This is a genomic window from Rossellomorea vietnamensis NBRC 101237 (genome assembly GCF_001591825.1).
Lineage (GTDB): Bacteria > Bacillota > Bacilli > Bacillales > Bacillaceae_B > Rossellomorea > Rossellomorea vietnamensis.
On record NZ_BCVQ01000012.1, the window covers coordinates 1 to 12,296 of the forward strand.

9 protein-coding genes are annotated in these 12,296 nt (G+C 41.9%); 7 read left to right on the plus strand and 2 right to left on the minus strand.

Annotation, left to right across the window (positions count from 1 at the left end):
• Positions 1-273: 273 nt before the first annotated feature.
• The 7 genes from BVI01S_RS08620 (at position 274) to BVI01S_RS08650 (ending at position 9,685) form a co-directional block, all read left to right on the plus strand.
• Complete coding sequence (locus tag BVI01S_RS08620) at positions 274-1,506, plus strand: aminopeptidase (protein WP_061809878.1); 1,233 nt, start codon at positions 274-276, stop codon at positions 1,504-1,506.
• 225 nt (positions 1,507-1,731) lie between these two features.
• Positions 1,732-2,568: an alpha/beta hydrolase gene (locus BVI01S_RS08625; protein WP_051758258.1), complete on the plus strand. Its 837-nt coding sequence runs from the start codon at positions 1,732-1,734 to the stop codon at positions 2,566-2,568.
• A gap of 112 nt (positions 2,569-2,680) precedes the next feature.
• Positions 2,681-3,874, plus strand: coding sequence for a class I SAM-dependent rRNA methyltransferase (locus BVI01S_RS08630; protein ID WP_061809879.1), 1,194 nt, complete (start codon positions 2,681-2,683; stop codon positions 3,872-3,874).
• 145 nt (positions 3,875-4,019) lie between these two features.
• On the plus strand, positions 4,020-4,559 hold the full coding sequence (locus tag BVI01S_RS08635) for a D-glycero-alpha-D-manno-heptose-1,7-bisphosphate 7-phosphatase (protein ID WP_061809880.1): 540 nt from the start codon (positions 4,020-4,022) through the stop codon (positions 4,557-4,559).
• Positions 4,560-4,681: 122 nt separating this feature from the next.
• Complete coding sequence (locus tag BVI01S_RS08640; protein ID WP_244886909.1) at positions 4,682-6,856, plus strand: MMPL family transporter; 2,175 nt, start codon at positions 4,682-4,684, stop codon at positions 6,854-6,856.
• Positions 6,857-7,022: 166 nt separating this feature from the next.
• Positions 7,023-8,939, plus strand: a complete 1,917-nt coding sequence (locus BVI01S_RS08645) for a DUF294 nucleotidyltransferase-like domain-containing protein (RefSeq protein ID WP_034759010.1) — start codon at positions 7,023-7,025, stop codon at positions 8,937-8,939.
• Positions 8,939-9,685, plus strand: coding sequence for a 3'-5' exonuclease (locus BVI01S_RS08650; protein ID WP_051758257.1), 747 nt, complete (start codon positions 8,939-8,941; stop codon positions 9,683-9,685). The genes BVI01S_RS08645 and BVI01S_RS08650 overlap by 1 nt, the downstream gene beginning before the upstream one ends.
• 55 nt (positions 9,686-9,740) lie before the next feature.
• Here BVI01S_RS08650 and BVI01S_RS08655 read toward each other — a convergent pair whose 3' ends face one another.
• Together BVI01S_RS08655 and proB are read right to left on the minus strand one after the other, a co-directional pair.
• The gene (locus BVI01S_RS08655) at positions 9,741-11,003 is read right to left on the minus strand and encodes a glutamate-5-semialdehyde dehydrogenase (protein WP_034759007.1); all 1,263 of its coding nucleotides are present in this window, start codon (positions 11,001-11,003) and stop codon (positions 9,741-9,743) included.
• A gap of 66 nt (positions 11,004-11,069) precedes the next feature.
• Positions 11,070-12,179, minus strand: coding sequence for a glutamate 5-kinase (proB, locus tag BVI01S_RS08660; protein ID WP_034759004.1), 1,110 nt, complete (start codon positions 12,177-12,179; stop codon positions 11,070-11,072).
• Between the last annotated feature and the right edge of the window lie 117 nt (positions 12,180-12,296).

Here is a 12,296-nt window from a genome sequence, read left to right on the forward strand (position 1 = left end):
ACCGCCAGCCCCGCGGAAAGCGAGCACCTGAAGCGGAAATCAACCACTACTCACTGGGTCAAAAGCAACAATATTTATGTAAACATCCAAATGATAAATCCGAACGATCTCGATTCTCAAAAAAGAATCTCGAATGATCGTTCGGATTTTCTTTTAACTAAACACCTTAGTCCCTGCCTCGGTCTTATTTAAATTAAATGATCTTATTCAATGAAATTTTCTGAAAAAAGAGATATAGTTATGATTGAATACATATATAAGGGGGATTCACAAATGAATGAAGCATTTGAGAGAAATTTAGGACGATATGCAGATCTGATCGTAGAAGTCGGATTGAATCTGCAAAAGGGACAGGAACTGATGATATCAGCACCTATAATATCATATGAGTTTGTCCGCCTGATAACAGAAAAAGCATTCGAAAGAGGAGCACTGAATGTGTTAACGGATTTCTATGATGATGAATTGAAAAAGATCCGCCTGGAGAAATCTTCTGAGGATGGGTTGAAAGCGTTTCCTGAATGGAAGGCAAAAGGGTACATTGAGATGGCAGAGAACAATGTGGCATTATTGAACTTAGCTGCCCCGAATCCTTCTCTATTAAGGGACTCAGACCCTACGCGTGTCGCTATGTTGAACAAAACTTCTGCAGAAGCGATGAAAGACTTTTCAGCTTATATCGGAGGCGGAAAGATCAGCTGGTTGATCGCTGCGATACCAACAGTGGAATGGGCTCAGACCGTTTTTCCCGATCTTTCTCAAGAAGACGCTTTTACCAAACTGTGGGAGAACATTTTTTATACCACCAGAACGGATCAGGAAAATACTGTCGAATTATGGGAAGCGCATATCGAAAACCTTAATAAAAACGCCGATCGTTTAAACAAGGGGAAATATAAAAAGCTTCATTATAAAGGACCTGGAACAGACCTGACCATCGAATTCCACTCTAAAACCAAATGGATCAGTGCCCAATTCACCAATGATAAAGGGATTCCATTCGTCCCGAACCTCCCGACGGAAGAAGTGTTTTCAATTCCAGATAAATATGGCGTGAACGGTGTTGTTTCGAGTACAAAGCCTCTTAATTATAGCGGCACCCTTATCAAGGATTTCTCGTTGACCTTCAAGGAAGGGAAAGTCATTGATTACACGGCTGAAGAAGGCTATGAAACGTTAAAGAACTTACTCGAAACGGATGAAGGTGCATCTTATTTGGGTGAGGTTGCATTGGTACCTCACGATTCCCCAATTTCCAATACAAATATCGTTTTCAATAACACTCTTTTTGATGAAAATGCTTCGTGTCATATTGCATTGGGCAGGGCTCTTTCTGTATGTGTAGAGGATGGTAAGACGATGACGCGTGAACAGTTACAGGAGATTGGATTTAACGAAAGCATGATTCATGTGGACTTCATGATCGGCTCATCACAATTGGATATCGACGGTGAAAAGGCGGATGGCACGATTGAACCGATTTTCAAAGCTGGTGATTGGGTTTAATTTTTACTATTAATGGCAAAATAAAGTTGGAGGCTTAAATGTTCATTTAAGCCTTTTTCTTATGGTCCTTGCTTATCCTGACTAGAGAAAATGAATAAATAGAAACATAGTCCCAAATTAGGTAAAAATTACATATAATATGACAAATAAATTTCTTTTTTAACATATTCAATACTTCACGAATCCCTTACAATAGAAGTATACCTTTTTAAAGGAGCGATTTTCTTGTCAATAAAGTCAAAACGATCATTTTTCTGGAGCGGGCTCTTTATCGTTGCCTTCTTCACTTTATATACTATTTTCCGGACGACGAATGTCCAATCAAGTGAAAAACCTTTAACCGCCGAAGAGAAATATCCAACCGTCTTCGTGCACGGATACAAAGGTACATATAATTCCTTCAGGACCATGTTGGACCGTTTTGAGAACAGGCATGGATGGGGTCAAAAAACGCTGGAAATATCCGTATCAGATTCCGGCAGTATAAGATACAAAGGGGCTCTTCCTAAAAACCCGAGTTCTCCCCCACTTGTTCAAGTCATTTTTGAAGACAATCGGGCTTCCTTGGATAAACAGGCGATTTGGCTAGAAAATGCCATGAAGCTGCTGCATCACCAATTCAATGTTTCTACTGTCAATATTGTCGCCCACTCAATGGGTGGCCTTGCTTCAACCCAATATTTAGAGAATACCAGTAATGAATCGTTTGTTCCAAAAACCCATAAATTCATTACGATTGCCACTCCATTTCAGGGAGTGACGAAAGAGTCTTATGGGCAAATCAATACCGGTGCAGCTGTGATTGATTTAAAGCCTGGCTCTCGCGCGTTGAAAAAAATGTATCTCAATCGTCATTTGATTCCTTCTGAAATACAAGTGCTATCCATCGCTGGTTCAGGTGATGATGTGGTAAATGTACAGAGTGCACTGGAGAGTCGATCATTTTTTGAAAGAAATCCTTTTCAGTCCAAAATTGTATATGATCCAACGATTTCTCATAGCGGATTACATGAAACGATGAAAGTGGATCGTCTTGTAGGAGATTACTTATGGAGTAAATAATTGAAACACCTTTCCCCTCTTCGGACCTGAGGGGATTTTTTTATGCAGTTGCGTAAACGCCCGTAACGTTCTATACTACACAAGACTAAACCAATAGGTTAGGATGAGTGGAATGACGAAAGAAAAAATCGTAAAAGCAAGCCCCAAATACATACAACTATTTCTAAAAGGGTTTCCTCTTTTAAATAAAGAAAATGTCACGACATCGATTGAAGATGCACAGGACGGTGACATCCTGAAGCTTGTAGATACCGATGGTCGCTTTATTGCAAAAGGGTACTACGGACTCCAGAATAAAGGGATTGGCTGGCTTCTGAGCTGGAAAGAACATGAAGATATAGACAAGGAGTTCATTTATAAAAAGATCCAGGCTGCCATTAATCAACGTCTCCACTTCTACTATAGTGAAGATACGACGGCATTCAGGGTGTTCAATGGTGAAGGCGATGGTTTCGGGGGTGTAACCATTGACTACTTTGATGGATATTATCTCATTCAGTGGTATTCAAGGGGCGCCTATTCTTTTCATGAAGAAGTGGTGGAATCGATACGTGCATTAACCGAATATAAAGGTATTTATCAGAAGAAAAGGTTCGCACAGGCAGGGAAATACGTTGAAGAAGACGATTTTGTCGAGGGTACACGCCCTTCCTTCCCTCTCCTCGTGAAAGAAAACGGCGTACAATTTGCCATCTATTTAAATGACGGAGCGATGGTCGGAGTATTTCTCGATCAACGCGAAGTAAGAAAAAGGATTCGTGACGCATACTCAGAAGGCAAGAGGATATTGAATACCTTCTCTTACACCGGTGCATTCTCTGTGTATGCTGCTCTCGGCGGTGCCTCTCACACCACCAGTGTGGACCTTGCAAATCGCAGTTTAAGCAAAACGATTGAACAATTCAGCATAAACGGAATCGATTATGAGGCTCAAGACATCATTGTGGAAGATGTCTTCAAGTACTTCAAATATGCTGTTAAAAAACAGCTTTCATTCGATATGGTGATATTAGACCCACCAAGCTTTGCCCGTTCAAAAAAACACACATTCAGTGCTGCAAAGGATTATAAGGATTTGTTGAAAGAAGCGATAGCCATCACTGAAAAGAACGGGACCATCGTGGCTTCTACAAACTGCAGCACCTTCAATATGAAAAAATTCAAAGGTTTTATTGATGCAGCATTCAAGGAAACCAACGGGAAATATAAGATACTCGAAGAATACACTCTTCCTGAAGATTTTAAAACCCTCAGTCAATACAAGCAGAGTGACTACTTAAAAGTCGTTTTTATCCGCAAACTATAAAGGAAAGGGACGGACCTTCCAAGGTCCGTCCCTACCGATTAAGAATAAATGACAGAATACTCTGTCATTATTTCCTCGGAAACCGCAAGAAGCGACATATACACGGTGTTTCTTGATGAAAGTTATCGAATAAGGAGGATTTATGATGAATAAAGCTGTTTTTCTTGACCGTGATGGTGTAATCAACGAGGTGAAAACCAATAGAGTCCGCTTTGTGAACCGGCCGGATCAATTTTATTTCCTGAAAGGAGCCCCCGAAGCCATAAAGGCTTTATCCCAGTCCGGATTCCTTCTTTTTGTCGTTACAAATCAAGGTGGTGTTGGATTAGGCTATCTTTCCCATGATGAGCTGGAGTCCATCCATGATTATATGGTACATGAAATCAAACAAGCAGGCGGTTTCATTCAGGAAGTTTCCTGCTGCACTCACAAACCCCATGCGGGTTGTTCATGCAGAAAGCCCGAACCCGGGATGCTTCTTGAACTGGCAGAAAAATACAGGATTGATCTTGCTGGATCCTTCATGATCGGGGATCGTGATGTAGATATAGAAGCAGGCAACAAAGCTGGATGCACCACGATTTTACTAAATGGCAACTCTTCCCCATCGTATAACGCTGATTACATATTTCCTGATTTATTGAGCGCCTCGACATTCATCCTCAACACGAAGGATTCTTTTTGATGGTTTTCTTATCCTCTATTCGAACATTTAGTTATTGCACCCGTTGACTCCACCTATTAAACTGAATGAGTGATTCTTTTTTAACGTAAGAAATAGTGGAAAGTCAGGATGTAAGACTTTCAATGAAGGAGTGTGATGAGATGAACCTGCTCGGTAAAGGGATCACCCGATGGTATAAATGGATCATTGTACTTTGGGTGATGACAGCGGGGATATTCGCTTATTTTGCAACAGACTTACCCACCATACTAGGCGGGGATGGTTTTAGGACAGACGGACAGTTTGAAAAAGTAAAGAATGAATTGACCGATTCGTTTGATTTTCCCGAATCATCTATTTTGCTTCTTATGGAAAAGCAGGATTCCCAATCTGCAGAAGGGTTCCAGGCATCCATAAAGGAAACGATTGAGAGCATAGAAAACTTGGGTGTCACCTCTTCTATACAATCACCGTTAAAAGATGAAAAATTAGTGAAAGGCGACGTGGCTTACGCCGTTTTATCCTTCGATGAGTCTGATATCACCAACGAAACAAAAAAAGTTAAAGCACTAATAAAAGAAAATCCAGGTCAATCATTGACCGGTGCTTCCATTATAAGTTCAGATATTAATAAGGCCAGTCAGGATGATCTGAAACGGGCCGAATTGATAGGATTACCTTTCGCTCTCCTTGTCCTGTTATTTGCATTTGGCTCGGTTGTTGCTTCGCTTGTTCCCATCATCATTGGAGTGGTGACGGTCGTGATGGCATTCGGAATTCTCGCTCTGATTGGTGGCAGCATGGAATTATCGGTTTTCCTTCTGAATGTAGTCCCAATGATTGGTCTTGCCCTGAGCATTGACTTCTCTCTATTGTTCATTAACCGTTACCGTGAAGAACTGGCTACGAGATCCATACCGGAAGCAATCCATACCACTATTCAAACGGCAGGAAAATCAATCATTTTCTCTGCATTGTGTGTTTTCATCGGTTTAGGGGCCATGATGCTTATTGAAATTGATATATTCCAGACGATTGCCATCGGAGGTATGGTTGTCGTCATGCTTGCAGTTGTATCTGCATTATCACTCCTCCCTTCCGTTCTTCTGCTCCTCGGTAAGTCTATAAATAAATGGACGCTGATTAAACAGAAGAGAAATGACAACGGGAAATGGAGGGTATTTGCCGGGTTTATCATGAAAAGGCCCGTGATGCTGGCCCTCCTCGCCCTGATTGTCTTAGTGATCGGCATTTTGCCTGTCCGCTCTATGAATCTGTCCATTCCTGATACCGAGGCATTACCTGTAACATTTGAATCCCGTCAGGCAATGGATACCATTCAGGAGGAGTTTATGACAGATGAGGGCAGTACGATTTATGTGATTGCCAAACGGGAGAATGGCTGGAAGACCAAAGATGGATTGGAGGATTTGAATGAACTCCTTTCAGAATTCAATCAGGAATCAGCTGTGACTTCAGTGGACTCTATCTTCAAAGCCACCAATATCGAATCTCCGGAAAAATTATTCGGGGCCATTCAGAAGCCGGAATCCAGGAAGAAGATTGATCCTGCACTGGATCGTTTTATCCAGGGAGACAAAGCACTGATTCCAGTTCACTTGTCATTGGATTCATCATCATCCGCTGCCCAGGAACTGGTGAACGAATGGAGTCAAAAAGAATGGTCACACCCCCTCCAGTTTGGGGGACAGGTGAAATTCAATCAGGAAATCTTTGATGAAATCTATCAAAAAGTAGGATTATGCCTTGGCATCATTTTAGGTTCTACCTACCTGATACTGATGATTGCATTCCGCTCCATCATCATTCCATTGAAGGCCATTTTGATGAATATCATCAGTCTGACATCGACATTCGGAATTTTAGTATGGATCTTCCAGGGAGGCCACTTTGGAATCCCTGAATCGGATATTGCCCTTGTGCTTCCGGTGCTGGTATTCAGCCTTGTGTTTGGCCTTAGCATGGACTATGAGGTATTCCTCATCTCCAGAATCCATGAAATTTATCAAAAAACCGGTGACAACACACGTTCCACCATTGAAGGACTTACTTCAACAAGTAAGATCATCACATCGGCTGCTCTTATCATGATTGTCATAACGGGGGCTTTCGCTTTTACTGGTGTGATGCCTGTCAAACAGATCGGGGTTGGGATTGCCATCGCCATTTTCATTGATGCAACCATCGTCAGAATGGTACTGGTCCCTTCGTTAATGAAGCTACTTGGAGACTGGAACTGGTGGATGCCTTTCATGAAGAAGGAAAAACAGGTTGTAAAAGCCCATAAAGCCTCTTGACCCGGGATTTATTTAAATTCCTCCTGATGGTGAATCAAATCGAATGTTGAACAAGACACCCTGATATCAGGGTGTCTTGTTATGTATGACGGCCTGTTTTATCGTTTTCAAATTAGGGGATTCTATGGTAAAGTACTATGGAACCAGCACGAACGGGAGGTATTTGATGAACCAGCAGGAATTACTACATATTATTCGAGATCACTATCCATTTGATGTCCTATCAGCGGAACAGCTGGATTATATTATTTCCGGTTCAACATACACAACTTTCAAAAAAGGGGAATTTCTCTTTCATGAAGATGAAACGGTGGAAGAACTGGATATTTACTTCCTTGTCTCCGGACTTGCCAAAAATGTCCTCCATCGTTCCAGTGGTAAGCAATATTCACTCCGCTTCTATTACCCCGGTGACTTAATTGGTATTATGATCATGCTTACGAGCGGACAAATGACTTTTTCAGTCCAGGCAATAGAGGATTGTACGGTATTCCGGATTCAGAAAGACCGGATTTTAGAAATCATGACCAAAAACAATGATTTTTCAAAAATCATATTTGAAAGCATCGGCAATCGGATGAAGACCCTATACGATGAAATCAAGGTAAAGTCAGCCACTGAAACCGATGATGAAAACATCAATCTGTTCCGCACAAAAGTCCATACTCTCATGGAGAGCCCTACTTTCATCGATGGAAATGCTACCATCATAGACGCAGCCAAAAAGATGAAGGAACAGGACACGTATGGGTTAGTCGTGGTGGATCAGAACAAAAAAATGCTTGGCATCCTTACCCAGCGGGAAATCCTGTCTTATCTAACCAATCCATGTAACGCTGAAATGGTGAAAGACTGGATGAAAGAAAAGCCTTTTTGGATCAGGGATGAGTCCTTCGCTTATGAAGCCCTCTCCTACTTTAAACATGAAGAAGTGGATTTCGTCCCTATCATTCGCAATGATGTAGTGGTCGGAATTCTAACCAGTACATCATTTCTCAATATTCAGGATTCGAACTATCTGGATCTTTCTTATAAAATTCAAAAGGCCGTGTCAAATGATGAACTGGTTGAACTGGCTACGGTAAAGAGCGAGACGTTCCAACAGTTCATTCAAGACCTTCTTGCACAGGACAGCTTTGGATTCGATATTTGTGAAGTGATATCAAACTACAATGATCGGCTCCACCGGAAAATCATTCAATTGAGCGAAAAGGAAATGAGGCAGGAAGGTTACGGTTCTGCTCCGATTAATTATTGTTTCATTGTCATGGGCAGTCAGGGACGCAGTGAACAGGGATTCCATACCGACCAGGATAATGGGATCATCCTTGATGATTATAATCATTTATCTGACCTGAAAAAAGTTGATCTCTATTTTCAGGCCTTCACCGAGAAGCTCAATTTAAAGCTTGCTGCATGTGGTTTCCCTGAATGTACAGGCGGGATCATGGCGAAGGAACAAAAATGGAAGAGATCGTATACGGACTGGAAAAAGGCCATTGATGAGTGGCTCCACGAAATGGATGCACAGGAAATCCAGAACATCACGATGTTCTATGACTTCCGTCCAATTTACGGAGACTATTCCATCGCAGAAGAGATCCGGAATTACCTGACTGAAAAATCGAAACGATCCCTGAATATGCAGCAACTCTTACGAAAAGATGCCCTTCGTTTCAAACTCCCCGTTGGTCCATTGGGCCGGGTAAACTTGAAACCGAAAAACCATCTATTCAATATCAAAAAGTCAGGACTCTTACAAATCGTCAATATGATCCGGATTCATTCGGTAAAGTATGGGATAAAAGAAGTGAACACCATCAAAAGGGTACAGGCATTGAAAAAGTTACAAGCCTTTCACCCAAGGGATGCCGAAAACGTTAAAACGGCCATGCATATCCTCCTTTCCTTAAGAACGCAACAGAATCTGCGTGAACTTAGTGAGGGAAAGCCTTTAAGTAATGACATCGATGTCCGCACCCTTTCGAAAGAGGATCGCCAAAAATTAAAAGAATCCATCCAGATTGCCAACCGACTGCAGCAAGTGATGGAAATCAGTTTCAATAGGAACCGGGTGGTTTAATGGATAATATAGGTATTAATGTAGGCTACCGGATATTAAAGTATTATTTATGGCAGCGATTCATCTTCCGCCATCAAGTGAAGCGGGAAAAAGAAAAGCTTTCCTATCATAAACTTTCCCGTGGCCTTAAACAATTTGAAGAAGAAAAACCGACTCTTCAAAAAAAGCATCTCTTCCATTGCACCTTTACGATTTTCGACCTTGAAACCACTGGTTTTTTTCCTGAAGTTGGAGATGAAATCATTTCGATTGGAGCTGTAAAGCTGAAAGAAGGAAAAGTTCAAAGGGATGAGACATTCTATCAGGTGATCGACCCTCTTCAAACAGTGTCCAGGGAAACGAAGAGGTTTACGGGACTAAGACGTAAAGATTTTTTAAATGGAGTGACGCTGCCTATAGGGTTGGAACGTTTTTTGGAGTTCAGTAAAGGGACGATTCTGGTAGCACATCCCGCGAGCTTCGACATTAACTTTCTTCAAAAAAGGATAAATAAATGGGAACTGCCTTCTTTCGATCCAGAATTTGTCGATTCCTTTTCATTGGCCAATAGCTTACTTGGCAGGGATGACTGCTATTTGGATGTTCTTATAAAGAAATTCGATATTCAAGACCGGACCCGCCACCATGCTTTAAATGATGCGATCATGACGGCCGAGATTTTCGAACGACTTTTGACACTATGTTATCAACAAGAAGTTCATACAATCCGAGGATTGCATGAATTCCTGCTTCAGGAATCAGGCTGACAGTCGAAAGAATATAAAAAACGCATGAGGAGTAGACCTCATGCGTTTTTACATATTATCGAATTTGTCCGGTTCCATGCATCATATACTTCACTGTGGTTAGCGCCGGAAGACCCATCGGACCTCTTGCATGCAGCTTCTGGGTTGAAATGCCAATCTCAGCACCGAATCCTAATGCTCCTCCATCTGTGAAACGTGTAGAAGCATTATGATATAAAGCAGCAGCATCAACCAGCATCATGAACTTTTTCGCCGTTTCATTGTTTTCCGTCACAATCGCTTCAGAATGTTTGGTACCGTATTGTTCAATATGATCCACGGCTTCATTAAGTGAAGACACCACTTTCACGGCAATATCAAGACTTAAATATTCGTTTGCCCAATCTTCTTCACCTGCAAGTTTAGCATCTTTGATCACTTCGACCACTTTTTCATCCCCATGAATGGAAACGTGATGCTCTTTCAGTTTTTCAACAAAGGCATCCTTGTGTTCATCAAACCAATTCTCATGGAGAATGACGGTTTCAGCCGCATTACAAACCGCGGGACGGTCCGTTTTGGCATTTATGATGATGTTCAATGCTTTTTCCAGTTCAGCTTCCTTGTCGATGTAAATATGACAATTCCCTACACCTGTCTCGAGGACAGGAACCGTTGCGTTATTGACGACAGCGTTGATCAATGCGCCGCCACCACGGGGAATCAGCACATCAATATGTTCTTTCATTGTGAATAATTCACTTGTCGCCTCACGATCCGTTGTGTTGATGAATTGTACGGCATCTTTTGGAATATCTGTTTGTTCCAACGCCTCATGCATTACATCTACAATGGCTTTATTTGACGTGATGGCATTCGATCCACCTTTCAGGATGATGGCATTACCTGATTTTAATGCAAGACCTGTAGCGTCCACCGTCACGTTTGGGCGGGCTTCATAAATCATTCCGATGACACCGAGCGGAACGGTCACTTTTTGAACTTGCAGCTGATTTTCCAAGGTCCAATCAGAAACCACTTTACCAGTCGGATCTTCCAGGTCAGCCACTTGGCGAAGACCGTTTGCAAAGTCTTCAACCCGCTCTTTAGAAAGAGATAAGCGATCCATAAAGGCCTCTTCAAACCCCTTTTCCCGGCCTCTTTCAAGGTCTTTTTCGTTCTGTTTAAGAATGGACCCGTAGTTTGCCTCTAAATGGTCGGCAAGAATATGAAGGGCTTTATTTTTTTGTTCCGTTGTCAGCATGCTTAAGGTTTTAGAAGCTTTTTTAGCCAATATCGCCTGTTTTTTTACATCGGTTTTTTCTACAGTTAAAGTCATCAAATACCTCCTGATTATTTTGAAAAGCTATATACTTGAATGAATCAATTACAGAATAATGTTCAACTAAACACCTACTGGAATGGGAACTTCTACATGACATACGAGCTGATCAATTTCTACTGCGATTTCATCGGCTTTTATATTTGTAGGGTTCTTCAGCTGACCAGAGCGATAGTTAACCATTCCAAGACCGATTTCCTCCTCGCGGTTATCCAGGATACGTACGACTGCACCCTTATCAAAACGGCCTTTCACAGTATAAATATCATCGATCGTCAAACTCTCTTTCCGCTCTAAAATACGGTCTTTCGCATCTGCATCGATGGTGATTTCACCTTCTGGACCGGAATTGAACGCAATCCATTGCTTTTTGGAATCGAGATTGACCGAATCTTCCGTCGATTCAAAATAGGTTCCTTTAGCCGTATGCTGGACAGCATCGTAAATGATGTTAGAATGTCCTGATTTACCCAGGAACGCGGGTATGCCTGATGCCATTGTAATCTTGAATGCATCGATCTTTGATCTCATGCCGCCGGTACCGACTGAGCTACCCGGCTCTCCCGCCATGTCTTCAATATCTTCCGTGATTTCAGTTACACTCTCCAGCAGTTCAGCATCTGGATTTTTGCGGGGATCTGAATCATATAGCCCATCAATATCTGATAGGATGATGAGTTGATCAGCATCCACGAGTGCTGCGACTTTAGCGGATAGTGTGTCATTATCTCCAAACTTCAAACGGTCAATCGTTACGGTATCATTTTCATTTACAATCGGAATAATCCCTCTTTCGAGCAGGACATTAATCGTATTTCTGGCATTGTTGTATCGATCTTCATCAGAAAAATCACTACGAGTGATCAGAATTTGAGAAGCCACATATCCATTTGAAATTAATAGATCAGAATACGCTTCGATTAATAGCCCTTGACCAATAGCTGCTGCTGCCTGTTTCTCAGGCAGCGAACTTGGGCGTGTCAAGCAACCCAATTTACGATAACCTGCAGCAACTGCTCCTGATGAAACAAGCAAGACTTCATGACCGTCATCCTTTAAACGGACAACCTCATCCACAAGTCGCTCAAGCTTCCTGCGGCTCATTTCTCCATGTAAGCTTGTCAATGAACTACTTCCAATCTTAATCACGATACGTTTCTTATCTTGGGACATTCAATCACTCCTAGTAATAAGGTCCGTCCCTTGCCCCTCTTTCTATATGCAGGGACAGACCTGTATTTCATGTTTGGTTGGTAACATAATTTATATGAGGTGTTTGGAATTCGTTGG